Raw genomic sequence first — 25,753 nt, forward strand, 5'->3', positions numbered from 1 at the left:
TTACCCATCATTTAATTGGCTCTTAATTTTTTGCAGTTCTTGATTCTGTTGTATGATATATAAAGTCAACTCTTCTACTTTCCGAAGCAATTGTAATGTGAATTCCGGTAGATCCAACCCTTCTTTCGTAATTTTATCTTCATTTGGAATATCAGGTAGATGCTTGTGAGTCTGTATGAAACCTTCCAACTCCTGAAGTGTTTGTAAATTATAGTTGGTATCAAAAACATCATCAGGAACATTTAGGTTAGTTCCATTAACCTGAATTCGACCACTACTACCAAACATTTTGATTTTATCATTCCCATGATCATCCTTTATAGTTAGATTTCCATTAGCACCACGACCTCCTAATGTAAGATCGCCTGAATTTCCACTAAGATGAATTGTCGTTTGACCAGAACTATTGAATAGTGTTAAGTCTCCATCTTCATGATCCCCTCCTAATTTAATAGAAGCCCTCTCTCCATTCAGATGAATATTCAGTTGTCCTGACCTATTTTTAATCGCTATGTCTCCATCTTGTCCATGTCCTCCCATTGTTATATTAGCCAACCTTTGATCAAATTCAATAGTCTGGTCACCATTGATATTCAATAAACTTATTTTGTCATAATATCTAGGCATAATACTTTGTTTTTGAGTTAGTTGAACACTACCTTATTAAGGTATTATAAATAAATCAATTATGATATTAAACATTAACCTAAACACTAATTATTTGCCTGGTACAGACTTCAAATATGTTGAGCTTATTGTAGCAGATAGGTTTCGAGATAATGAATCTCAATACCAAATAATAACGGTTCCAGCATCCACTGTTTTTCCATTCAGAATTGCATCATTTCCTAGAGTTCGTAGTGGAGGATACTTTTTTGTACTTAAACTGCTGGATAATAATGGAAGAGGGGTTGATATGCATCATTCCTTATTGACAATGCCTGATCGAGACGAAACTATTAATATCGTAGTTGCTCGATAATTGACTTTAATTAGGGTTGACTAATAAATTTCATCCTGTATATATTTCTTAATCTAAGTATTTGGAACTTCTATGGGGTATTATTCAAAGCTTAGCTGTCGAACATTTTTATAAGTCTAACTTATTTGAACAAGCACAGCAAAGTTTGGTAACCACATTTATTTCCCCATTAACTTCTCCCTAAATATTAATGCATCCTGAGAAGTGAAAAATGAAATAACTTCATCTACTGTATAAACTCCCAGCCCTTTTGGGTGTCCCAATTTCTGATTTATTAGCATTTTTTTTAGTATTGTCATAACCCACTCCTGCTCTGGTGAATTTAGTTCAATCATGTTGTTGTTAATGTAGATACGTCCTGGAATCAAAAGCTCAGGATCTTCAGGGAAATAATCATCTAAGTCTCGAGAAGAAATAACTATTTCTACCTTATACCCATCTTGATGCGACAAACCGATAGAAATTCCTCCAGCATCTGGATGCACCCAATAATCAAATCTGTTGATTTCACTATATGAGATATTGAAAGTAAAGTTATGAATAGGTGAATGATCCATATTAAAAAATGTTTTGGTGAAACACTCCACTGACTACAATTAGGTCACCTGCAGTAGTAACTTATTGCTAAAAATAATGGTCTACAATTCCATTTCCTGTCTTAATATAACATCCAGCAGAAAACTCCTTCATAGCTTACAAGCTTATTGATGATAACCATCATTAAATATTGGTGACCATCATCACATTAAAAATTTGGGCATTTCACTAAATTAACAGATTGGCTTAATCTCATTTTTAAAAACTAACAAACAAAATCAATGTCTACACCAATCTATAATACGCATCAATACGATATTCAAAATGACCTATTGATTACCAATAGTCTCAAGCCTGCTACATCCAAGGCTATAAGGCTTCAGGAAGAAGATATCATGAAAGGATGGATACTCCGTTATTGCCCCAAAAGGTGGCTACTGGATATTTCCCAAGCCAATATCGACTCCTCACCCAACAGTATCATAAAAGATGATAGCAGGTGGCATACTTTTATCAGAAGCAGTAGTATTGAAAAAATTGCCTACGTTACTGGCACAAACCCTTCCCCTCAGAAGTATGTCCAACAAACAATAAAGGAGCACGATATCAAAGAAGTAAAACGGGTACAGTTAGGCAACTTTGAAAATAAGGAGCAGGCTTTAGAGTGGTTGCTACAACCATAATACGGTCAATTCTTTGTAAATGCGACTTTTAACGCCATCAGTATAAATACTACCCCTGATGATTTATTTAACCACATAAATGCCTTTGGGTTTTCTCGAAACTTTTTTGAAAACATCCCTGCAAACATCGTTAGAATTAAAAACCAAATGGTACCCATTATGGCATAGGTAATTCCTAGAATTATAAATGGCGTAGGATTTTTTATTTGTGATGGATTGATGAATTGAGGAAAGAACGCCAGAAAAAATAAGGCTACTTTTGGGTTTAACACGTTAGTGACAAAACCTGCGATGAAGTTATCTTTCCCCCTTTTATTGTCTTGTCTCCCCTTATCAAGGATAGGTGAACCGTTATATGAATATAGCTTTATCACACCCAAGTAAAGCAAATACAGTGCTCCCACATATTTCACAAAAGTAAATACCAATGCAGATCTGGCAACGATAATGGATAGTCCAAATACCGCAAAAAGTGTATGGACCATCACACCTGCATTTATCCCTAATGTTGCATAAATACCAGATGCTTTACCTTGAGTGATGGCTTTATTTAATACGAATAGTGTATCAATTCCTGGTGTCAGGATAAAAAACACCGTAGTGACTATAAAGGTTGCAAAGTTATCTATACCCATTTAATTATCATTTAAAGTCGATTAATTGATTTTACATCAACAAAACAACGATATTGACAAAATTGAAAAAATAGCAATTATCTATTAACTAATGCGAAAAACGCATCAGACATGACACTTCATCAAATTCGTTATTTCTTGGTTCTCGCTCAGGAACTTCATTTTTGGAAAACCTCTGAAAAAGTGCACTTGTCTCAGTCTTCTTTGAGCAGACAGATCCAAGCTTTGGAGGATGAGCTGGGCGTGACATTGTTTGAAAGAGATAAAAGAAATGTAAAACTGACTGAAGCTGGACATTTTCTGAAAGAGCAATGGCATCAGCTAATTGATGAATTTGATAGAGTACACCTACAGGCCAAAAAGATACATGATGGGGCTACAGGCAATATCAGCATCACTTATCCGGGGTCTATCGCCTATAATTATTTGCCGGAACTGCTAAATACATTTTCTGAATGTATGCCTGAGGTAAAAATTGAATTGATGGAACCAAAAGACGAAGACCATGAACATTTGCTGCTCAACTACCTTGTAGATATATCATTTAGCAGGGATTTAATCAATAACCCATCTATCCAATCTGAAAAACTCTATACAGAACAGGTATGTATTGTAGTACCTAAAAACCATTGGCTTACAGAAGAGAACTTCCAAGGCATAAAGGATATCGAAGCAGAGAGATTTATCCTTTCAGGCTTACACCATACGACATTCTTCGCTTCCCTTCTAAGGCAAATTTTTACAAATGCGGGTATTGAACCTAACATACATATTGAGTCTGATTTTGGGGGAATGATTCTCAATCTGGTTTCAAAAGGATTGGGTATTTCGATATTACCATACTCATTCAAGGAGGCTAGCAATAGTCAGGTCAGGTTTATACCCTTAACAGAAGAAGTAGACTTATATATTAATTGGCGAAAAAATGACCAAAGTAAAGTGCTTAACAAAGTCATTACAAAATCGATTGAACTAGCATCTACATTCAACAGTTTACAAAAAAATGACTAACAAAGTTTAGGCTATACTACTTATCAGGAGTACAAGAATTCTTATCCCGCTGTTTTTCCCTATATACCTTAGCTGTATTAGACATATATTGAAAAGCCTGATAAAGTAGTTGGGCATTTCGTTCATTATTGATGACCAATTCAAGGCTCAAAGGATGATACTTTTTCAAAAGAATTTCTAAATGGTCATTCTCTAATAATTTAACCCCTTGAAGATGCTCTAATAGAAACTCCTGAGCTGTAACCATTACCATTTCATTATCAACCTCTACAAGTGTTGAATAAAGAGTGATTTTGGTGTTTCCTAATTCATCTTGAGATACAATACGCAAAGAGTCTAAATATTCAAACTGCTCAACATTCTCTTTAAGAGAGATTCTTACAATAACCTCTCTATGCTCATTGATAAGGTCAATCGTCTCATTTAAGGCATTTTGTATATCCTGTGAATAAGCTGTTGTATTCAAACATACATAGATAAATACTAAAAGGTATATAGCTTTTCTTTTCATTCTCTTTTGTCTTAAATGTATAGATAATCAACAGCTCCCCTACTTGCTATTTTATGATATCCTAGCCTTTTAGGGTGATTTGTAAAGAGATTTATTCTCAACCTATAATGTCTTCATTGATAAAATTAAACCCATTCTCTATCAGCTTTATTAAGTAATCTTCAAAGCTGTCTGCTATTACTTTAAATTCATCTGGATCATGTAAAAACCTTACAACTTGTCCTTTTTTTCCTTCTTCGGATGGGCTAAAGTCTATAAATAATTGTGAGGTTCCGCCATTGTTCATACAATCAGAAAAATGAAGCCATTTAATTGATTCAATGCTGTTTGTGATTTTATCATCAACCTCAATATCATCATATTCTCGCTCAATATAATCGGAATAGTATTCAGCTACTTGATTTTGGTTTTCAATTATCTCTTTCGAGGATAATAAGTAGTACGGGTATTCATATACATCAGAGCCTAAAAAGAAAAAAGTTATTTCTTTGCCTGCATATTTCCTCCAATATGTTCCATCCACATATTCAAGTAAGTCAATTAAAGCCTCTGGAATGTCAGGATAGGTTTGCTTTAGCTTGTCAATATTTTCTTTTTCCGCTCCATGTATAGCTTTTTCAAAGTGATCCCAACCTTCCTTTCCATTATTTTCATAATAAGCATTCTTAAGTCCTGCTATATATTTTTCAGCAATAGTATTCATACACTCTATATTTGTCTATTTTATTTGAATGCAGATGTTATTTTTTCAATTCCAGCCTTTTACTTTTTCTGCTTTTGAGAATTTAATAGAACTGACACTATTTCCTCGTTTAATTGTCAAGTCATTGCTTGCCTCATATTCTTCAAGCGGCTTATTATTTTTTAGCCAAATGATTGAGATTGAACCTTTTGTTTCATAATCCCAAAAGCCTTTTTCGTTTGTGATAACCGTATTCATATTAGCAATTCACACCCGTATTGACTTAATGTTTTTACATCTAACCCCCACATAATCAACTCTTCCACAGTAAATCTATCCTTTTGTTTTTCCTTTTTAATGTTTACTCGTAAGCTATATAAACTTACTAACTTATCTTTCTCTTGGACAATTCCTGGATTGAAAATAATATCCCCATACTTTATCGCAGTAACACATTCTTCTATCAATGCATCGTCTGTAATTTTATCAATACTTTCCAAAACTTGATCGAAGGTTAACTTGTCTCTTATCATCTATATATCTGATTATCCGATGAAATAGAACATCCAGTTGCCGTTTGTTCAAACTTGGTTCTTTCTAATATTGTACTAAACCATAGTTTTGAAATATATTGATTCAAACAGAAAAAGTATCCACTATTGCTCATTGAACTTACTGATTGTTATGCTAATAATCCCCCCTCTTTCTCAGAATTACTTTAGACTAATTGCTAGCAGGTTTGTCAACTCATCTTTTTTTCAATCAGCTGGTAATCATCCGTCTTTACATTGAGAAGAATATCTAAATGATCTTGATGCGAAAGTCCAATCCTATATTCAAATTCCTTTTCCATTGGTTCAATTTCTTGGATGGATTCATAATGGAGTAAGGGAAAGGTTTTCCATTGCGAAGCGTGTTTAGCCGTAGCATCATTCATTAGACCAAATGGTTGCTTCAAATAATACATGACCAAACCGCCTGCTGCTATAAGGCAATAAGAATTACGGGAATTGAGTAACGCTGCTTGTATACTACAGTCTTTGGTCAGCTGAAAAGATTCACGGGTTTTGAGGTCCAGTAAGTAGAGATCTTTTTCTAATAAAGCCAGTACCCAATCATCATGATATGAAAAGATACGAATATATTCAGTCACTATTCCGTTTTGCAGGTCAAGCCGATTATAAGAATGTTGGGTAATGAATTCCATTTCATCGCCATCTTGCCTAGACAAAATCCAATCGTCCATTCTGATATCAACGGGAGTTCCTTTGTATCGAGTCCAATGATACTCTTCACCTTGTTTACCACGTTGCTTCAGTACAGTTTCAGCCTCCATTCTTAAGGCGGATACATCTATAATATCACAGTAAAAGTTAACCCAACCACCATCAATCAAAATATGTGTATAGTCAGGACTAATGTGGATATGGTTAGCCCAGGAGTACTGCTCAAGCCAGAGTGTGATATCCAGATCATAAAAATAAACTCCTTCCACCTCATCAGAGCCAGCCACCATTTTAATGCGTCTCTCAGATTGCTTCATGCTAATTCATCTATATCAGACCATCAAGTTTATCAATTCTCAAAGTGCTAAAATTACCAACCAAAACCATGTAGAAGACATTATACTATTATAATGTGGGGAGCTAGAGAGTTTCTATATCTGAGGTATAATGAATGGAAAATAACTATTTGAAAAATTAGCAGTCATGTAGTTTAGCACATACTATACAAGTACAGACCAAACTGAACTTCCTTTAGGAATTTTCAGCGTGAGCGAGAACTAGTAATTACTTATAGCCAATATTGGTAGATCGTTTTTTATTCGATTGTCATTATTATTTTTTTTCCTTTTGTCTGATTTGTTTCTAAAAGTTGGTGGGCTCTTTTAATACTTTCAACACTTAAATTACCAACTACATTTATTTCTGTTGGTGTAATAATATTTTCATCAATTTTATCAAAAATCTCTCTTAATGCATTTCCGTAATATTCAAATTTCTCAGAACCCTTTTTCAAAGCGGGTGCATAGTTAGCAATATTGATTATAGTTGTTGCCTTATCAAATAGCATTTCTTTTGCGTTTTCTGTTGTAAGGAATGTAATATCAACATAAGTCCCAAAAACTTCAACAAGCTCTGCACATACTTCAGACATAGTACCGCCAACAAGATCTACCACATACTCAAAGTTTTCGCCTTTGTCTTTTAAATTATTGATAATATTACCTTCTTTATAATTCACAATATTTTTTTCATCTATACCAATGTTTTTTAAGTGGGTTGTACTGTCATTATTTCCCGAAGTGGTATATATTTTGTTATTTCCGTTGGCCAACAACAGTTTGATAAGAATTGTTCCAACACCACCTGCACCACCTGCAATAAAAATTGCTTTATCCTTCGGAGTACTAATTCGGTTGAAACACTGTAAAGCGGTCATTCCAACCATTGGCATGGCTGTAGCTTGCTCAAAAGTTAATTTATCGGGATTTTTTGCTATTAATTTTTCAGGAACGCTTATAAATTCTGCATAAGTTCCGTTTGATGCCAAACTCCCCACATAAGCAGATACTTTATCTCCTACTTTAAATGAAGTTATACGTTTACCCAGTTGAACAATTTCGCCCGAAAGTTCTCTACCTAAAATAGGTGATTTTAATAATTTTCTTTCAGTTGCACCTTGTCTCATCTGGTAGTCAATAGGATTAAAAGCTGTTGCGCGGATTTTGATTAAAACTTCATCACTTTCCGGATTTGGTTGTTCAACCTCTTTAAGTTCAAAATTTTCAACACTTCCAAAGTCTTTTAATATAATTCCTTTCATCTTGTTGTCAGTTGATAATTTTTATTTTGTTAGTGTTCGCTCTAAAATGACTACCAATGTGAATGTATCGTTTATTCAAGCTTGATCCTTCTCAATATAGTACTAATCCAATATTTAATAAACTGATAGCGCATGTTATAAGCTGTTTTACAGCGTTTCTTTGGTGAGGCACAGTGTGTGATTGGGAAGTCATGCTCCTTCATCTCTGTTTTTCGATCCGGCTTTTTCTTTGCGTTAAGAGAGAGTATTAAAAAATGAAACGGATGTAGTTTGAGGCTGTGTTAGCTAGCTATTTTTTTAATTTTTGTATGAGCTTCCTATAAGCTCAAACTTGTCTTCTTCATCTAATCCAAGCAAATTCTGTATCATTTTAGAAAACCCTCCTCCCTTAAACTGATAAAGGTCAATACTGGCAATATCATCTAATTGATAATAATTGTTCTCGTCATCTACATACAGGGCTGAATTGTAATCATCAATATTCGCAAAGCAAATTAGTGGCTTATCTAATCCATATTTTACTCCATAGCTTGTTCGCTCGATAGTTTCAGGAAATTTGATGTTTTTTGGAGTCCAGTAATCGGATTCATAAGTTATTATTAACTCTAATCCTCCAAATTCTGAAATTATATTCCAAGCATGTTTAAATTCAGGATTAAGATTTTTTGTTTCTACAGTTTTTCCCAGTCTTCTACCATGGAACCAACCAGCTTGTTCTAAAGTTCTATAGTATTTGAAACTTTTCAATTCCTCTAAGTCAATATACTTTCCCAGCAATGCCAATTTTGTTGCATATACACTGTCATTATTATTAAAATCTATATTGATTAAATCGAAAAAGCAATCAAAACCCAGTCTAGACTCTAGTTCCGAGTTATTATATAGCCAAGATTCAAATTCTTTTACAGAGACATTACCTGAAAGGAAATTTAAAATTCTTCTTTTGTCAGTCTCTTCCATTTTATTTATCAATAATAGCTAACGTTCCGTATAAGCAGTCGTTTTAATGCTGTTTATTTTTTATTGTGTACAGTTTCTTATTTTCCCAGCCACTCTATTTCTTCTTCAAATAGCAGCTCTGTTAGGTTATTTTCCTCGTTTTTTGCTCTAAACAATGCTACCTCTTTCCTACTTTGTGGACCTCCACCTATTCTTATAAGAATATCTATATAGTCCACAAATGCTTGTGATTCGTCTCCAAAATTCTTCCCATAAATGATTACTTTCTTTACAGGATATAAACCACAACTAACGGTTAATGCTTTCTTAGCGGAGAACCCAACTGTTTTCAATCCAATGCTATCCGCAATATTGTAAGCAATTTTAGGAATTCCAGAATTAGTATACCCACTAACAACTTCAATCTTCTTTTTGTTAATATCAGTAATAACTTCCTGAAGTTTTGTTTTAAGGATGTTCTTCGCTTTTTATTGGTCAAAATGTGGAGAGCTAAAGCCTACTATTCCTATTCTCATAAATTAATTTCCGAGTTTTTCATCCATTGTACAGAACGGTTAATGTAAAAATGCGTTTTTAATGCATTTTACATAGTGTTGTAGAGTGTTTTTATTTCTTTTTGTAATCTCCGTTTTTAAATTCAATTTCCATTTTTCCGTTATCCCAACCTTGAGTCAAAGCGTATGTTATTGATTCACTAACAAACTTAGGAGTCACGCTTTTAGGCTCGAAATCAGGAGATTTGTTTTCTTTATCATTTACAAAAAGCCATACATCATACCATCCAAAATCCACTAACAATAAACTGTTTTTATCCTCTTCTGAAATCACAAAAATCTTTTCGTTAAACTTCCAATAGAACTCCCGATTATCAACGACTATTTTTCTTAAGCCCTTTTTAGAAATTGCCATCTAATCTTCCCCTTCAATTGTTACAGGTAAATATTCAAGTCCTACATTCAAAGCCATGTATAAGTCAATTGCTTCATCATCACAATCGACTATCAACAATGTATGTGATTCTTTTTCAGAAGCCATTTCAACTTCTTCAATACTATTTATCCTCACTGACATGGATAAACTTGAGTTGAAAGGAATATTTACGAATCAGTTTTCTTCAATTTTACCTTCTTTAAGTTTCCCTATTAAATAGAATTGATTTCGGCTTCGGGTTGCAAAACTGTCTATCACTTCAAAAAGACCTTGTCTATCTGTTGGTTTCATTTTTTAATACTCTACAACGTTTGGTCTAAGAATGGGAATCGGATTAAATTTAGTAAACTCTCCTTAAAAACTGAAGATTGACAAAATAACTAAAGCCTCCAATACAACTGTACCCGCTGCTCTTTCTATATATTGTTGTATGCAAGTTTTTTCTTTTTTACCATTTCATTTTCTTTACCCATAATTCGGGTTTATTTTTTTCTATTACTAAGCTATCAACAAAATCTTTTTTTTGTGTATCAAATTTTTGATATTTAATAGTATCTGGAAGAAAATGATAGGATATCGCAATATAAGAAGTATCCTTAGTTAGTTCAAAAGTAGTATCTACTCTAGCATCTGTATGACTTTCTAATGTAGTAACGTTAATTTTATCTCTAAGGGTTTTACACCTAACTACTGTATACAAATCTGGCATATCGTCATCATAAAGAGGCCCAAAAAAACTAAGCTAGAATCTACATTTAGCTCAATCCATATTTCTTTTTGTCTTTCACTTAAATTTTTAAAAGAAAACACAACTTCTCGTTCTTGTGTATTTGAATTATTTTCACAGGATAATAGAAATATTAAAAATATATATATTAAAGCCTTATTCATTTATTAAAAAATTGACTGGTAGTTACTACACAACGTTTAGTATATGAAACGTAGCATCCCGCAGGGGGCTATGATTTCATATACAGTGTTGTGGTGTCGTATTTTCTTATTCATAAAATTTACCAGCATACAGTAAAAGTGCAAAACTCTTCCAATTAGGTTCCTCCTTAATTAAATCGCTATCCTCTCCATACGCTTCAATAGCATCTAAAAAAGTTGAAATTGTTCCATTCTCCCATCCGTTGGCTCCAGGTCCATAAGGTGAAGATGGACTTGTGTTCTCCTTTTCATCTTCTTCAATCTTATCTTCTTTAAGAGCTTTGACAAATTGGAGAAAAGTATCTTTAGAATTTACTTTTTCTATTAGTTCATCCAAGTTCATGTTTGTTTATCCATTCTTTTAAATAGTCCATACAAATTTGGTCAATGTTGGTTCTGTCTGCCCCTTTCCAATACCATTGTACAGTGTCATAATTCAAATCTTCTTTAGCAAAGTAGAGAGAATAGAAATCATATATTTTACTATCGTAATCAAGAACGATACACAAGTCCTTAATTTCTCTTAGAGTTTTCAGTAAATCTCTGTTATCATTCAGCACTTCCTTTGCCAAATAAGTCACATAGTCAATTACTACTTTATCCTGATTTGTATAGTCAAGATTAAGTTCTTCAAATACCTTATCGGTCAATTCTTTTAGTTCAAATTGGTTGTATGGTTTTTCAATTACAGCAAGTTCTACCAAATGCTCAGTTCCATATCCGACCATCATCATGTCGACAGCCCAATTTGACCACTTTTCGTCAACGCTTTGGTTCAAATGCTTCCAAGCAATAATTTCATATGTAGATTCTACTGGTTTCATCTTATGCACCACAACGTTAAATATATGAGGCGTAGCGGTTTTTCAAAGCAAAATAGTTTCAGTTTCGGTTTACCACTTAGTCAAATCGCAGATTTGACGAGCTGCCTACGAAGAACCACCGCCTCACCACACCACAACAAAGCCATGACTTCATATATAGTGTTACCAGCTTTATTTCCAAAATTTCCATTTCTTCTTTTTCTGCTTGTCCAAGTCGATCACTTCAATTTCGCCTTGATCTATTTCCTCTTGGTTCCTTAAATCATCGTACTCATAATAACCAAGTTCATTAATAGTATCCTTAATAATTATTTTGTTTTCATTGAACCAGTTAAGTACATTCTGAGCATCTTGAATAATAGTTGGATAAAGCTTTTCTAACAATTCATTCTGCTCTGCCTTAGTAATTTCATCCCAAGATTTTTGATAATTCCCTGCTGGTGGGCAAGAAACAAGAAGTCCGTACGTTAAGCCAAGTCGTCGTAAAAATGCATACCCAGAACAATACAAGTCATATGTTATTTCAATTGATTCAGCACAATTTTCATCCTTATCAATTATTGACTTTAGAAATTTTTTAATCCGTTTAATTTCAAATTTCCCATTATCAACAAAATCCTCAATAATATTTTCTAGTTCATTGTGGACATATTTGTCTTTATAATTTATAGAAATTAAATCAGTATAAATTTCTTCTGGTAGTTCAGATTCCAACTCTTTAGTTTGGTAAACCCATTGTTCAAATTCTTTGATGTCAAATTTGTGTTTTAAGACTTCATAGAATTTGAATTCAATATCTTCATATACTCGATTCATTAATATATTTTTTCAGAGTCAGAATCGATTAAATCAAGTAGCTCAACGAGATTGTTACAGACTCTTTCGGTTTGGTTATAATCTTTAAAAATACCTTCCTCACCTTTTATATAACCTAGATGATGACTAGAAATTAGGTAATCGCAAATTGGGATTAAGTTTTTTTCGTTCTGCTCAAATTCATATTCCTCTTTTATTCTTTCTAGAGGGAATAATGAGAACATATTAGTAGTCCAGTCTCTTTCCTTAAATCCATTTAGTGATTGGTAAAATATTTTAAAATCTTCAGGAAAAGAAAATGAAATTTGTTTCTCTAATATCAATATATCGTCATAGTTCGCACCAACATTTACTGCGATACCTTTAGTTTGCCAATATTTGATTTTTGAGTTAATCATTTCTTCATTGTTGCTGGTAACGTCCCCTGTATGTGATGTAGCGTTACTCTACTTCTACAGGTTCTAAAAAACTAAATAGTCAAAAATCATATGACTGCGAGCCATCTTCTTTTCTACTCAGCTTGAAAAATATGATTTTTTGACGAGGTATCAAGTTTACCACTGCCGAAACCAGATCACTAACAACGCTATAGCAGCATACAGTTTGTTATGACTATTTTCGTACATTTGTAATTTTATTATCAATAACTTCAAACCCAAAACCGTCATCATCAAGAAGATTACTTGACCAAGTAACATCTTTTACATTTATGAAATCAAGGGTATCAGAAGATGGAACATTCTTCATTATAAAACCTAAAAAGCTCGTATTTAAAAAGTTATTTGTATCAGGAAGAATTCCAATTATATCTAATGTTGAATCAGTATTAACCCTTATCATTTCAAAGTTATTTCGGTAACCTATTTTTTCAAATTTTCTAGAGCTGTAAAAGAACTTTGGTACACCAAGTGAATCATAGTATTCATTAAAGACCTTTTTGTCACTTGTTTGAAATTGAATTATAATATTTCCAAGTGAATCTAATGTAAAAGTATCAGAATCATTTGAATTACCTTTATTAACTCCTCCTGTTTCTATCTTATCATACCTAACAACATAACGAAAACTCAAAGCATCCCATACTTCAATTTCACCCCATGAATAATTTTCAAAGGTCGAGTCAATATTGTTTTCTATTAGATAATCTTTGATCGATTCTATTGGATCAATTTTCTTTTCTTTAATAGAAGAATTAATACTATTCAAACTAGGTTTATCAGAACTATTTATACTTTCATGATTTTCATTTTTACAGCAAATACATATAAAAATGCTTGATAAGAATAAAAAATATCTCATTGTTGAAAATTATTAGTCATAACAATTGTATATAATGCACAGTGGTATATATTCCGTAAAATCAGGGGGTAAAAGCACCATGGTTGATATACGCACTGTGTCAAAAATTTCTTCAATCTAATGGATTCGTAATTTTGTTCAAATTTTTTGTTGGCATATAGGTGTATACCTCACTCGTTTGACTTGAGTGATACTCCATTCGTGTTTAGCCAAATATATGACACGGTGTAAAAGCTTTTATTAGTTTATCTTAATACAATAAGATAAATGTTGTTACAGCTGTTCTACCTTAGTGTTTAGTCTCGTATAATATGTTTTCACACTTGACAAGATACAAAGCGTTCGAATACTAACCGTAGATTAAACGTATAGTCTACGGTTAGTTTTTTCATAATGCTTCCGCACAAGAAAGTTTTGCTTTGTAATTAGTTGGTTGTCTATTGATGTTTTGAAATGATTTTACTTTTGCGGTGTGAGTTTATCCAAAGGCAAGAAGTATTAGCCTATAGGGTGCAGCTTGGATTGTTATTAGGGAAATGTAAATGGGGAGGTGTACTTACTTTTGTTTATGGTAGTCTGAATCTCATCGGACATAGTCAAAGTAAATAATGTGAGTTGTGATAGCAGGTTATTTACATGATGTATTTGAAATCCTTTTCAGCTTATAAATGCTTTGAATGTTTATCTATCACTCGCGTTCAAGAGGAGCTGTAAGAATGACAGAACTAAATTTTGGAGGCAAATTTATTTTGCTAAAAGAATAAACGGCTCTCTCCCAACCGATTTCTAGAAATGCAACAGTGGTTTGGGTGAGCGTTATTGAGAAGGAAGGAGGACTTATACTTGTTGATCGGTATTTTGTTTTGTCAGCGAATCCAGATTAACCTAGCATAAAAAATAGTAATGGGCAGCAATGTAAGGAGTTCAATATGATTGTTTGACTTTGTAATTCCGCAGCATAGTATATGCTTCAGCCATTAGGTTGATTACATAGCTGCTTGTACTTATAAAATACACTTTCGCAGTAAGTACTTTTTGGTGCAATGCACTGCTACTAGCTGTAGTTATTGCCGTAGGCTTTGGGCTTGCTGTATTGTGTTTTCGTTTGTATTCCATTGGAGACGTTCCCCACGTCTCAGATCCCAGACAATCCATCCGCATATTGATCCAGCCTTTTTGGTGACTGCGTTTACGGGAAGGCGTACGCCACGAGATGCGCCACTGTTTAAAGTCGATCCAGTATTTGTAAACTGTAGTGGGTAGATATTTTTTGGTACGGAGAGGACTATGTGACTTTTTCCACCAACCTTTTTGTTGTTGCCATTTCTTGAGCAGGTTTTCAAGTGGGTAGTCACGGTCACGGCGCATCAGCATCATGGAACGTGAGAAGGTGTGTAAGGTGGGCAGGTAAGTGCGGAGTCGGGTGTTCCGCCTATCTGTTACAGGAAAGCGAATAGGTGATGGCGAAACTTTTTGGGGAAGTGTCACCTTGATAGTCCTTTTATGGCGTGCCTCTAGCCTGCGGTCTTCCGTTTCACCTTGTGCTACTTCAGCACAGTAGGTTGCACCGTCTGGACAGTTACGTTTTAGTTCACGGCTGATGGTACTGCGGTGTATGCCTAGCTGTATAGCAATGGCAGTTTGGGAAAGGTTTTGCAGTAACAGGCGTTCCAGTTTTTGGCGTTGCAGGTAGGTGAGTTGTCGGTGCATGTCTTACAATACATCTGAATTATTTTATTTGCAAGCGAATAGACTTTATCATGATTAACACTTTTTAGTTAACGTGAATTATCGATTATACCGCCCTTTCAGGGCTAGTGGAGCTATGTTCTTATGACAACGGGTAAAACCCGTCGCTAATCTATTTTGTCCCTTCAGGTAGGGTGTCCAAAACATTAGATTTTCTTCCGGTCAATTTGAGAGTGCTTTCATACGTCTAAGTACTTGATTTTCTTTTAGGTAATTAACCTCCCACTCCTTGATTTTGGACAGGAAAACCTGTTCCTGAGCGCTCTTGATATCGATATCCAATACCACCTTGCCAGCAAGTTTTCTTGTTACCAGTGCCAGGTAGAGCACATAGGAGGTGACACCATACAGCTTATTGGGAGACTTCCTGTACTTGAAGATGCCGAATAAAGACTCAATAACATCAGAAGAGCAATGCCAGCAGGCCTGCTCTTCCAGTTTCGAGACCTCTTCCTTCAGGTATGTTTTCACAGTTTCTATGAATTTATTCAGTTTCTCATAAGGTGTTACTGTCTCACAGTACGAGAGGCACACATCAATGCTTTCGGTGGATAATCCACTGTTCTTAAGGTGTTTGTTGATCTTGCAGGTGATAACAACAAGTGTTTCCAACTCCTTGACAATCTCGTTATGTTCCTGCAGGAAGGCAAAGCATTCCTGTTCTTCCCGGGTTAGGGTGGAATATTTTTTTTGTATCGCCAACACCCAATCGATAGTGGGCGTCAGATTTAGGAAGCGGGAGTGGTCACGCTGCCTTGGCGGCAATAGGTAAGCCACAGGCTTCATAATGTTTTTGTGGGTGCAGGCTCCCAACGACTTCATGAAGGCGATATATCGATCATCTTTCTTGTAGCACCTTTCTGCCAGTAGCGCCAGCTGGTGACCAACATCCTTGACTCGGCAAAGTTCCGCAGCCTTGATACCTGCGACCAAATTGTTGTTCGAGTCGCTGATGACGTACTTAGGTGCCTTGCCTTGTGTCTGGGCCACCTCCTTCAGCACACGCTTGATCTGGTCAGCCTTCCAGGATTTCTGTACTTCTATGTGAAGTACATCCGCATCAGCGGTCGTAAGTACCTCTGCTGTGGTATTTTCTGCCTCCACGCCCAGTACCATCAGCATCCGTTCATCACCAATGGTCATGCATTCATCCACAATCAGGGCATACTCCTTGTCGGTAAAACGGCCTTCTCCTTGATTGAAAGAAAAATACCCCAGCTTCTTGACCCAAGTCTCGACTGCGCTCTTGCTTGGAAGGCTGGTCAAGTGCCAGCCCAGTGCACTATTCAAATATTGCAGACAAGAAACCACACCCCGAAAGCTGCAGCCGCCCACTACATAGAGGTGTATACAGATACTCACCATCAAGACATTGTACTTATGTCCAGCTATGGGGAGCGAGTGCTCAGCTGGAGGACCTACAGATGACAGCTGTTGCCGCAACTGCTTGTTCTCTCTTTCCAATGCCTTGAGCAACTGTTGGCTATTCTGATATTTCCCCTTCCAACTCCCTCTGCTTTTTTCCAGTGCACAGACCCTTCCGCGTAACTTCTTAACCGTGTAACGGTGATTAAACTTGTCCTGTAGCTGTTTTTGCTGTATGTTTACCGACATAAACTCTTTCCGTATTTTGTGCGAAAATTTTATTTTCAGTTCAACACAAAAATGGCAAGAGTTTTTTTTATGCCTTTGGACACCCTACCCTTCAGGACTTTTGTTCCGAAAGGACTTTATAAAACAGCAATGGGTATCCCTCATCGTAAAGAAAGATATGTAAATCAGCCCTGAAAAAGCGATATTTTAATCCCTTCGACTACATTCAGAAAATACCAAGAGTATTGTTAATTTGGTGAATACTAACCGTGATAAAGTTTAATTCAAACGAATTTCTTCCCCTCATTTTATACAACTGCATCACCTTTATAGTCCTAGCTCATCCATTCGTTCCTTTTCGTATCGGCTGTCTTCTGCGGGATATCTAAGTTCACCTTCATATTTACCCGAATCTTTTGCTAAAGCCCAAATTAGGCTTTCACCAGCATAGTGAGGTGTCTGTTTAAAAATAGGGTCTTTGAATGCCTCACTTGCTGAAACCACATTCCAACCTTTAGACTTAAACATGTCAATTAAGTCATCTAAAAAAAGTGCTGCTGCAAGGTTGTGATGGAGAAGTAGCGTATGATTGATATGTCTTCCTGTCAATTCAAAAGACAAATTCTCATAGTAGCTAGCACGCTCAAAAAGGTGTTCTAAATAAAATTCCTTGAATCCTTCGATATCAGCTTGAGGGTTTTGATTTAATCGCTTTCGCAATCTGCTGTCTATATACCAATCCGAGGCATCAATGGTAACGTATCCGTTTTGATAACCATAATACTTCATGATCTGCCTAATGCTATCAACTTCTGTAGCTGTATTGCCTTCCTTCAAGTATGGAAACCTGAATAGCTTAACGTAATTGCTATAGGTACTGATCAATGAATCAGCTTTTAAAAGCTGGACTCTAAAGTCTTCAGCATTAATATCATCTCTATTGAAATTGGGATGAGAGGAGGTGTGGTTAGCTATAAGGTGTCCTTTGTTATTCCATGTCTCTAATAAATACTTTCCCTTATCCGTTGATTTATTATCGGTTTTGACAAAAAATACAGTCTTGATTTTGGCACTATCCAAAGCATTCAAAATCATGCTATTCCATTCTTCAAAATTGTAATTGGCTTGGTTTGATGTATTACCATCATCAAAGGTGATACTTATTGTTGGTTGAGCAAAGGCAGTAAATGAAGTTATCAATACCAGTGCTAGAAGTATGTATTTCATAGTTCAGTTTATAAATAGTTATAATTAATTAGTAGCTATGGTTTAATGTTACTTTGTTCGATTATTTTTCCTCCTCAATATAGTACTAATCCAATAGTTACTAAACTAGAACCATTTAACGTCTCCCCTTTCTAACCTCTTAAACCCTTCAAAATATGATTAGGTATGGTCGATTAGACATAAGCAGATGTATCATTGAAATCGGAAGTTTTTAACGCTTCAATGATTTATTGGTTCAACTCCTTTGGAGTTGTGGATTTACTTATACCATAGGCTTTTGCCTACGGCTACCATTATTGAATCCCTTTGGGATTTTTTCTCTTACAGCAATCACTGTTTCCGAAGAAAACAAACCATATTAGCTCCGGATGGCAATCCGGACTATACAGTGTTGATTATATCATAACCCTGAAAGGTTTAGCATAGAAAATCTCAATTCCAATTCAATACTTGCTTAAAAAAAAGCCAAACCCATGAGGTCTGGCTTAGAAAGCTAAACTTCCTTTAGAAAACCATGTGCTAACTTCTAGCAAGTAGCCATAAATGATAGTGCTGCTATATAAGTCTCAGTCTTTTTTTAGATAAATAAGAGAACCTGTTAGCAATGTGTCATTCCTAACTTCAAAGTTTCTGATTAGCACTCCCAAGGATGCTAAATACTGATGCTCATCTTTCCGATATACCTTCCCATTCAGAACACCCCACTCAAATTGATAATGATCCTGCTCTTGAGAAATTTTTATATCCGGCCAATCTAAAGAGTTCTGATAGATTCCAGCTATTAGTTTATTAGAATCATCTTTCTTCAATAGTCCTTCCTGCTTTGGATATTGTTCGTTATTCACCTTCTCAAAATACTCATCGAACTTGCTGTATTCTATTTGAAAAATACTGTCAGCATTTTGGTTATTGATATGGTTATAAGCATAATTAGCTATTAGGTGAGGAAGCAGCGAAGCACGGTTGTCTGTTGAAAGGGCAATGATTCCTATTTGATGCTCAGGCATAAATGAAATATGAAAACTGATACCTGCCAATCCTCCAAACCGAGTCAGTATTCTTTTATTTTGATATTCTGCAATGTCCCACCCCAGAGAATAACCGCTTCGGTGATAGGTAAAGTATCTCCTATCCTGTGCAGTAGTCGATTGGTGTAAATCAGCCCATGAACTTTTTTTCATCAATTTATCATCCTGCCTGATATTAGCACTTAACCACCTTGAAAGGTCATTTACAGTCGAAATAACTCCTCCGGAAGCATGCATGGTAACATCAGTCTTGTAGAAGTCTTCTTCTACAATTCCTAGCTCCGTAGTGCCTAAGACTGAAGGTCGAATTTGATCGAATGCAAAATCCGTTACATAGGCACTTGTATTGGTCATTTCTAATGGATCAAAAATCTCTCTTTTCATTACGTCCTTCCATGAACGCTCGCAAGTTCGGTCTACGATCATACTCGAAACGATTGGGCCAACATTAGAATACCTAAACACATGGCTTGTATCTAGCTGGAAATCCTTATTAAAATCGTTAATCAACTCATCGTTTTCTCCTTGATAGCCCAAGAAAGCTGTTTTCCATGTCAGACGTGTACTGAAAGTACCATGCGTATGATTCAGTAATGCCTTTACATTAATATTCTTGGTATCCATACGATTATCAAATACCAATTCCGGAATGTAAAATGCGAGTGAACTATCCAAAGAGAGTTTATTTTGCTCCTCCAAAATTTTCATCATGGTCCCAGTGAATGACTTGGTATGAGAAGCGATATAGATGGGTGAATTGTTATTGAGTGTTGTTGGTTTACCTGCCTGAATATCAAGATTCAAAGCAAAAGAATACACAAGTCCATTCTCATTGACCACAGCAAATATAAAATCGCCAAAAAGTGCTTTTTCAGAAAAAATGCTGTCAGCTAAACTTTCAATTTTACCAGAGAGTTCAGGGTCTGAAAAATCTACTGTACCCTGATTTTTTGGTTGACAAGCAGTGAATGAGAATATACAGGCTAATGCAAAAAAAGTAAGTGCTTTTATGGACATAGTTTAAAGTTTATCCATAGGACACATTAATGTTAAAGTAGGTTACACTATTAGCTTTATTATAAAAGGCTACACTATCAGTAATCGTATATATATCAAGCTATTACTTGTAGGTGTTATTGTCTAATTTCTTCTGCGAGACCAATAAGAATACCTTCAACTCCTCGTATATAACATAGACGATACATGTTTTCATAATTGACTATATCTCCAATAAGTTTTGCCCCTTGTTTAGTAAGCCTTAACACCAATTCATCTATATTTTCAACAGTAAACATTACACGTAAATAACCCAGGGCATTAACAGGTGCACTCCTGTGATCAGAAGTAGTAGCTGGCTGTAAAAATCTTGAAAGTTCAATTCGACTATTTCCGTCAGGTGTTACCATCATAGCAATTTCTACTTGTTGAGAATCCAACCCAGTAACTCGTCCAGACCACTCTCCTTCGATAGTCGATCTCCCTTCTAGACATAAGCCTATTTCTGTGAAAAAAGATATGGCATTATCGAGGGATTCCACCACAATTCCGACATTATGCATTTGCGGTAATTGCTTTTTATTCATAGATATATCTTTTTAATAAGATTTCATTAAGTATGATTCTAATTTACTTTGTTCTGAATCAATACTCAGCTATCATCATTCAAACTTATACCCTTTCGATTTAACATTATATCAAAAATTTAATAAACTATTAAGCAGAGGTATAATTGAAATCGGAAGTTTTAAACTCATCGATGGTTTATAGGTTCAACTCCTTTGGAGTTGGATAAATGTAATTTACTTATGCCTAAGGCTACGATTGTTCAATCCCTTCGGGATTATTTTTTCATACAGAAAACACCGTTTCCGAAGGAAACAAACCATATTAGCTCCAGATGGCAATCTGGATTTTACAGCAATCAATATATCATAACCCTGAAAGGGTTGAACAGGGTAACATCATTTAGTACCTCATAATATGAGAAAGGATTAGAGTAGGAAATCTCTATTCCAATTCAATACTTGTTTATATTATTTTTTGAGTAATGCTGATAATACAAACCATACACCTCCAATCTCTATACCCAACCTGACTTGTTCAAATTTGATTCTTTTTAGTGTAAAAAAATAGCATTTCTAAGCCTTCGATAATTGAATTAGTATTTAAAAATCGTGTCATCTAATTATAACCTCATAATTCAAACTAATTAGCCATTTGTTGATTATTCTCCATTGGACTTACCACTGAAATACTCATTAGAGTAAAGTTTTGAGTATTCAGATAAATCTGCCCAAATAACTGGAATGTATTTTTTTAATTCACTTACCGTATGCTGGAACTCTGGTTGATCCGCCAGATTACTCCATTCATTCGCATCATTTAGCAAGTCGTATAATTCCAGAGACTGATCCTCGTACTGAATCAGTCGGTAACGTTCACTTCTTATGGAGATATTGCCTTTCCCGTCGAAGGTGATGGCTGGGTGGGACCATTTAGGCGTTTTACCTTCTATCCATTCTCTTAATGAATGTCCCTCAGCCAACGGATACGGCGGTAAGCTACACATATCAGTCAAAGTAGGATAGATATCCAGAAGTTCTACAGGTCGATCACACTTGACTCCTTCACTAGATTTGATTCCTTTTAAAATCAGAACTGCCCGGGTGTCTCTTTCCCATAGCGCCTGTTTGGCAAACCTGTTTTTTTCACCGAGATGGTAGCCATGATCGGACCACAATACGACAATGGTATTGTTAGCATAGTCAGAGGTTTCTAACGCATCGAGTACCTTTCCCACCTGCGCATCCACAAATGCGACACAGGCCATATAAGCTTGAATCACATTTTTCCACTGGTCTGATTGGATCAGTTCCTCAGTGGTAGGCATGGCAGGAACATCAGTTACTATCTGAGCAAAGGGGGGAATGTCTTCAAAATCATCTGGCAGATAGGGAGGCGTCTGAATACTGTCTAACGGGAATTTCTCAAACCACTTTTTTGGTGCATGCCACGGCACATGCGGCCTGACAAATCCCACTGCCAAGAAGAATGGTTTCGGGTGATGTTCCTGAAGTCTTTCTACTGTCCATTCTGCACTTTTATAATCAGTCATTAGACTGTCATGTTCAGGATATATCCCCCAATCAGTTCCTGTATACCCTCTTTTTCCCTCCATTTTGTAAGGATCATAATGAATTCTTTCTTGAGGCTTGGGTCCCATCCACGAAAACTTCCCACCATATTCCTGAAAAGTGTTTGCATCATCTCCATTATGATAAATTTTCCCAACACCCATGGTTTTGTACCCATTCGCCTCAAAAAAGTCAGGCATAAAAACAGCCTTACTGGTAAGCTCATTGGATTTTCTGATATCCTGATCTTCCATATGCAAATAGTTACCGCTGCTCGATGGATAGAGTCCTGTCATAATACTTGCCCTGGAAGGACCACAAATAGGTGCCTGACAATGAGCATTGGTAAACAGAGTTCCCTGTCGGGCTAGTCTGTCTATATTCGGTGTCGGGATGTTAATTGCGCCATTCATACAGTTGATGTAGTCGTTCAGATCATCAATGGCAATGAAAAGCACATTGGGTTTGCCCTGAGCCTGAACACTTATATGAATTAGGCTTAGAATTAGCCCTATCATGATTCTTCTAAAGAGATACATACTATGTTATTAATATTTAAAACAATAACCTGCAAGAATGTAAGACGTAGAGATAAGCCTATCTCCCACTAATTACACTGATAATTCTGTCACAAATTTGGAAGTGTTAGAACATAACCAATAAATATTCCCATAGGGCATATTACCACCTGTCGCATTGAGCAGTACATCTATTCTTCCCCAGTTGCTTTGATCTGGTCTCAGGCATTTTTCAGGAACGATTCATCCAATACATCATAGACAATTCCCATTACCTTATCTCCAAAAGCAGCCTATGCACTGTCAACAGTGGTTTGGCTTCTACTCAAAATCACGACCTGAGCTCCTGACTCCAATAAACCTTTGGCTATGCCTTTTCCCAATGCACCACCTCTGCCAGTGATGACGATTACTTTATGCTGTATATCAAATAGTTTCAAAATAGATTGATCAATACCTTTAATTTTCCTGATAAGCAGTAGGTATCTTATCTAATGCAATACTTGTTGTTGTACCTGTAAAGCCAGCGTTTGGTAATTTAATTTTCAATATGGTATAGTCTTCTTTAGGCTGGTAAACTGCTTCTATATCTGATGTGCTGTAATGCCCGTCCAGCATTACCGTCAGCAATTCCAGTTTCTGTGTAGGGTCTGACAAATGCAGCCTTAAATTTTCCTTTCCATTTTCAAGTAATACAATACAAGGTTGTATGACTTCTATTCCCAGCTTATCTGCATATTTCAACTTCCCAGCCTGATGAAATACCATCGCTATTGCTTGAGTTTTTGTATTGACTACTGACTGCAAAAGACTATCATTCTGCAAAATATGGTACTGATTTGCTCTTTTAGATAACTCTTCTTTTGTGAAGCAATCCGGAAACACCATGTAGCGGTACGCCTGACTGGCAGGATGCTGACCATGATCCAAGTAAAGGAGGAAAGTTTTTGCTTTCAGGATTTCACTTGACTGACTTAAAGCATAGTTACTGTATCGGCCTTTTACCTTTTTCGCTGCTAAATGAACAGGTTGGTCTTTTGGAAAAAAATAGCCAAACCCATCATGAAGTATAGCTTGCCCGTTTGAGTTCTTTATGCGTTTTAATCCTTTTTTATGTAGCAGCGATTGATTGACGGTTGTCAGCACCTGTCCGTTACGCTCAGACCGGATGTCTGTTCCAAGAAATACAAAGGCACTGTCAAAATAAAAATAAGCTTTCTTGGCGTTCAGGCTATCCCTGTCGTATTGAAAAGCTGCCACTCCTATTTCACCATTGCTTACACCTCCCGCAAATGGAAAATCCACACGGTAACTTCCCCAATCTATGGTTGGAAGATCATGCTGATGCTGCAGCGTGGTGGTACCTGGTATTTTGTTCCAATCCCAAAAAGGGAAGACATTCAGGTATTCATCTCCTTTTCTATAAAAATAGGTCGCACCATCTGAAAGGTAATACCCTTTGACGTTATCCCCATTTCCGGACTCCGAACCGATAATCCTTTCCGACACCATTTTGAGTGAAGTGTAGTAGTCACTCGTACGGTGAACCATAAAGTCAGAATGCCAGAAATACTTGTTCCCTTTTGTAATATTAAAGTCCGGAAACTGATGGGCAAAAGCAGTATCGGCAGAGAACAGCATTTGAAAAGCACGTTTGAAACGGTTGGTTTTTTCAAACTGAAAATCATGAAACTGTTGCCTTCCCAAAGCCGTCACATCCATTTGATCCTGATAGATCACCCACCGCAAACCATTACCAAAAAAGTCCCTGACAATTGCTTTCTTTTCTTCCGAAAAATCAAAGGTTGTTCCCTGTAAAACCTTTATCCAGAAAGCCAATTCCTGAGTAAAAGAAACACCATAGGTGCCCATCTGCATTTGTGGTCCGTGTTGGTGGTAAGAGTAATCAAATTGAATTCCTTCCTCTTTACCAAGCGTAATTTCCTCTTCAATGGCCTTGACACCCGTTTGGATTAGGTCTTTATCTAAACGGATGACTCCTTTGTTAACCGCAATTCCAGCTGCCCAAACCTTATTCTGTCCCGTCATATTTTCCATGGTTGCTTTGTCAAGCAACAGGTTGATCTTGTAGATTTGGGTTTCGCTCAACTCCTCCTGCATTAGCACTGTGATAGCAGAGAGAATTTTAGGGACGTAAATCTTGACATTGTACCAATTCGGATAATTATCCACATGGTCTAGCCAATAATTAAGCATTAGTTGAATCTGGTCGGAACAGGACGGATGCTGATAATAAGGGCTTCCCTCTGTTCGGTACACTTTGGCAAACAATAATAGCCGGTCTAAATGGTCCCTGACTGGCCAGGCACTCCGCTGCCGATTGGTATAGTCGATATCTGAGAAACTCCCACTTTCCTGCAACCTTTCTTTCAATGCTTCAATCTGCTTTTCCTGTGCCGGCTCTGACAAAATTGTTTCTATAAGATGCAACTTCAGTACATCTATATCATTTGAAATTTGTGTTTGAGCAAAGAGCTTATTACCCTGCAAAAAAATGACAGTGGTTAGCAAAAAAATGATTACCCGATAGTATAATTTAAAATCCTGCATGCTAGAAATGCTTAATGAATAATTCTGTTGAAGAAATGAATTTTAATTATTTGGATTTAAAAAGCTACTTCCTCCTTATCTTGGTAAGCATTAAAATTATACGTCCACCTTTTTGGAAGAATTCCCTATTTCCGTCCAGTATTACATCTCCTATTCTGAAGCGTTTAAAATTCAATCGTTGCCCTTCACCTTTGCTCTATTTCACTTAATTAGGTAGAGGAATCACCTGAATTTCATGGCTTTATTTCAAGTATTTCATCTCCTGATTATTTTCCCTCTATTCATCATTTGATTACCTATTAACTAC

At 36.0% G+C, this 25,753-nt stretch carries 30 protein-coding genes; 3 read left to right on the forward strand and 27 right to left on the reverse strand.

All coding sequences use genetic code 11. The annotated features are described in order from the left end of the window. Entirely contained in the window at positions 1–627 is a 627-nt protein-coding gene (locus V6R21_RS00380) for a hypothetical protein (protein ID WP_334239832.1), read from the reverse strand. A 94-nt stretch (positions 628–721) separates the two neighbouring features. On the opposite strand from V6R21_RS00380, the gene V6R21_RS00385 reads away from it, so the two are divergent. After that, complete coding sequence (locus V6R21_RS00385; protein ID WP_334239834.1) at positions 722–982, forward strand: hypothetical protein; 261 nt, start codon at positions 722–724, stop codon at positions 980–982. A gap of 158 nt (positions 983–1,140) precedes the next feature. On the opposite strand, the gene V6R21_RS00390 is transcribed toward V6R21_RS00385, so the two are convergent. Continuing rightward, positions 1,141–1,539, reverse strand: a complete 399-nt coding sequence (locus V6R21_RS00390; protein ID WP_334239835.1) for a hypothetical protein — start codon at positions 1,537–1,539, stop codon at positions 1,141–1,143. Between the two features lie 261 nt (positions 1,540–1,800). Between V6R21_RS00390 and V6R21_RS00395 the strand changes: the two genes are divergently transcribed. Continuing rightward, complete coding sequence (locus V6R21_RS00395) at positions 1,801–2,202, forward strand: hypothetical protein (RefSeq protein ID WP_334239838.1); 402 nt, start codon at positions 1,801–1,803, stop codon at positions 2,200–2,202. 5 nt (positions 2,203–2,207) lie between these two features. Here the strand turns inward: V6R21_RS00395 and V6R21_RS00400 are convergent, their stop codons facing one another. After that, positions 2,208–2,837, reverse strand: coding sequence for a LysE family translocator (locus V6R21_RS00400; RefSeq protein WP_334239840.1), 630 nt, complete (start codon positions 2,835–2,837; stop codon positions 2,208–2,210). Between the two features lie 111 nt (positions 2,838–2,948). Between V6R21_RS00400 and V6R21_RS00405 the strand changes: the two genes are divergently transcribed. Next, positions 2,949–3,848 carry a LysR family transcriptional regulator gene (locus V6R21_RS00405; protein WP_334239842.1) on the forward strand — a complete coding sequence of 300 codons (900 nt, stop codon included), beginning with the start codon at positions 2,949–2,951 and terminating at the stop codon, positions 3,846–3,848. Positions 3,849–3,864: 16 nt separating this feature from the next. Here V6R21_RS00405 and V6R21_RS00410 read toward each other — a convergent pair whose 3' ends face one another. From V6R21_RS00410 to V6R21_RS00525, 24 genes are all read right to left on the reverse strand, one after another. Next, complete coding sequence (locus V6R21_RS00410) at positions 3,865–4,359, reverse strand: hypothetical protein (RefSeq protein ID WP_334239844.1); 495 nt, start codon at positions 4,357–4,359, stop codon at positions 3,865–3,867. Positions 4,360–4,456: 97 nt separating this feature from the next. Further along, positions 4,457–5,062, reverse strand: coding sequence for an SMI1/KNR4 family protein (locus V6R21_RS00415; RefSeq protein ID WP_334239846.1), 606 nt, complete (start codon positions 5,060–5,062; stop codon positions 4,457–4,459). A 45-nt stretch (positions 5,063–5,107) separates the two neighbouring features. Then, positions 5,108–5,299 (reverse strand): hypothetical protein, encoded by a 192-nt coding sequence (locus V6R21_RS00420; RefSeq protein WP_334239848.1) that lies wholly within the window; start codon positions 5,297–5,299, stop codon positions 5,108–5,110. Then, on the reverse strand, positions 5,296–5,574 hold the full coding sequence (locus tag V6R21_RS00425; protein WP_334239850.1) for a hypothetical protein: 279 nt from the start codon (positions 5,572–5,574) through the stop codon (positions 5,296–5,298). The genes V6R21_RS00420 and V6R21_RS00425 overlap by 4 nt, the downstream gene beginning before the upstream one ends. A 209-nt stretch (positions 5,575–5,783) precedes the next feature. After that, complete coding sequence (locus V6R21_RS00430; RefSeq protein ID WP_334239851.1) at positions 5,784–6,584, reverse strand: hypothetical protein; 801 nt, start codon at positions 6,582–6,584, stop codon at positions 5,784–5,786. 278 nt (positions 6,585–6,862) lie between these two features. Then, positions 6,863–7,867: an NADP-dependent oxidoreductase gene (locus V6R21_RS00435; protein WP_334239853.1), complete on the reverse strand. Its 1,005-nt coding sequence runs from the start codon at positions 7,865–7,867 to the stop codon at positions 6,863–6,865. Between the two features lie 297 nt (positions 7,868–8,164). After that, positions 8,165–8,827, reverse strand: a complete 663-nt coding sequence (locus V6R21_RS00440; protein WP_334239855.1) for a hypothetical protein — start codon at positions 8,825–8,827, stop codon at positions 8,165–8,167. A 77-nt stretch (positions 8,828–8,904) separates the two neighbouring features. After that, positions 8,905–9,159: a hypothetical protein gene (locus V6R21_RS00445; protein ID WP_334239857.1), complete on the reverse strand. Its 255-nt coding sequence runs from the start codon at positions 9,157–9,159 to the stop codon at positions 8,905–8,907. Between the two features lie 274 nt (positions 9,160–9,433). After that, positions 9,434–9,736 carry a hypothetical protein gene (locus tag V6R21_RS00450; RefSeq protein ID WP_334239858.1) on the reverse strand — a complete coding sequence of 101 codons (303 nt, stop codon included), beginning with the start codon at positions 9,734–9,736 and terminating at the stop codon, positions 9,434–9,436. Next, positions 9,737–9,898: a hypothetical protein gene (locus V6R21_RS00455; protein ID WP_334239860.1), complete on the reverse strand. Its 162-nt coding sequence runs from the start codon at positions 9,896–9,898 to the stop codon at positions 9,737–9,739. 307 nt (positions 9,899–10,205) lie between these two features. Further along, positions 10,206–10,466, reverse strand: coding sequence for a hypothetical protein (locus V6R21_RS00460; RefSeq protein WP_334239862.1), 261 nt, complete (start codon positions 10,464–10,466; stop codon positions 10,206–10,208). A gap of 288 nt (positions 10,467–10,754) precedes the next feature. Then, complete coding sequence (locus V6R21_RS00465) at positions 10,755–11,024, reverse strand: DUF7660 family protein (RefSeq protein ID WP_334239864.1); 270 nt, start codon at positions 11,022–11,024, stop codon at positions 10,755–10,757. Next, the gene (locus V6R21_RS00470) at positions 11,017–11,511 is read right to left on the reverse strand and encodes a hypothetical protein (protein WP_334239866.1); all 495 of its coding nucleotides are present in this window, start codon (positions 11,509–11,511) and stop codon (positions 11,017–11,019) included. Before V6R21_RS00470 ends, V6R21_RS00465 begins: the two co-directional genes overlap by 8 nt. A 171-nt stretch (positions 11,512–11,682) precedes the next feature. Beyond that, positions 11,683–12,327 (reverse strand): hypothetical protein, encoded by a 645-nt coding sequence (locus tag V6R21_RS00475; protein WP_334239868.1) that lies wholly within the window; start codon positions 12,325–12,327, stop codon positions 11,683–11,685. Further along, the gene (locus V6R21_RS00480; protein WP_334239870.1) at positions 12,327–12,725 is read right to left on the reverse strand and encodes an SMI1/KNR4 family protein; all 399 of its coding nucleotides are present in this window, start codon (positions 12,723–12,725) and stop codon (positions 12,327–12,329) included. Before V6R21_RS00480 ends, V6R21_RS00475 begins: the two co-directional genes overlap by 1 nt. A gap of 214 nt (positions 12,726–12,939) precedes the next feature. Continuing rightward, the gene (locus tag V6R21_RS00485; RefSeq protein ID WP_334239872.1) at positions 12,940–13,626 is read right to left on the reverse strand and encodes a hypothetical protein; all 687 of its coding nucleotides are present in this window, start codon (positions 13,624–13,626) and stop codon (positions 12,940–12,942) included. 924 nt (positions 13,627–14,550) lie between these two features. After that, the gene (locus V6R21_RS00490) at positions 14,551–15,336 is read right to left on the reverse strand and encodes a helix-turn-helix domain-containing protein (protein ID WP_334239874.1); all 786 of its coding nucleotides are present in this window, start codon (positions 15,334–15,336) and stop codon (positions 14,551–14,553) included. A 201-nt stretch (positions 15,337–15,537) separates the two neighbouring features. Continuing rightward, complete coding sequence (locus V6R21_RS00495; RefSeq protein WP_334239876.1) at positions 15,538–16,989, reverse strand: hypothetical protein; 1,452 nt, start codon at positions 16,987–16,989, stop codon at positions 15,538–15,540. Between the two features lie 306 nt (positions 16,990–17,295). Next, positions 17,296–18,195 (reverse strand): polysaccharide deacetylase family protein, encoded by a 900-nt coding sequence (locus V6R21_RS00500; protein WP_334239878.1) that lies wholly within the window; start codon positions 18,193–18,195, stop codon positions 17,296–17,298. A 566-nt stretch (positions 18,196–18,761) separates the two neighbouring features. Then, entirely contained in the window at positions 18,762–20,240 is a 1,479-nt protein-coding gene (locus tag V6R21_RS00505) for a serine hydrolase domain-containing protein (RefSeq protein WP_334239880.1), read from the reverse strand. A 116-nt stretch (positions 20,241–20,356) separates the two neighbouring features. After that, complete coding sequence (locus tag V6R21_RS00510; RefSeq protein WP_334239881.1) at positions 20,357–20,806, reverse strand: VOC family protein; 450 nt, start codon at positions 20,804–20,806, stop codon at positions 20,357–20,359. Positions 20,807–21,447: 641 nt separating this feature from the next. Beyond that, positions 21,448–22,875, reverse strand: coding sequence for a sulfatase (locus V6R21_RS00515; RefSeq protein WP_334239883.1), 1,428 nt, complete (start codon positions 22,873–22,875; stop codon positions 21,448–21,450). A gap of 293 nt (positions 22,876–23,168) precedes the next feature. Beyond that, positions 23,169–23,315 carry an SDR family NAD(P)-dependent oxidoreductase gene (locus tag V6R21_RS00520; protein WP_334239886.1) on the reverse strand — a complete coding sequence of 49 codons (147 nt, stop codon included), beginning with the start codon at positions 23,313–23,315 and terminating at the stop codon, positions 23,169–23,171. Between the two features lie 19 nt (positions 23,316–23,334). Then, positions 23,335–25,386, reverse strand: a complete 2,052-nt coding sequence (locus V6R21_RS00525; protein ID WP_334239888.1) for a polysaccharide lyase family 8 super-sandwich domain-containing protein — start codon at positions 25,384–25,386, stop codon at positions 23,335–23,337. Positions 25,387–25,753 lie beyond the last annotated feature (367 nt).

This window comes from Limibacter armeniacum (genome assembly GCF_036880985.1).
Lineage (GTDB): Bacteria > Bacteroidota > Bacteroidia > Cytophagales > Flammeovirgaceae > Limibacter > Limibacter armeniacum.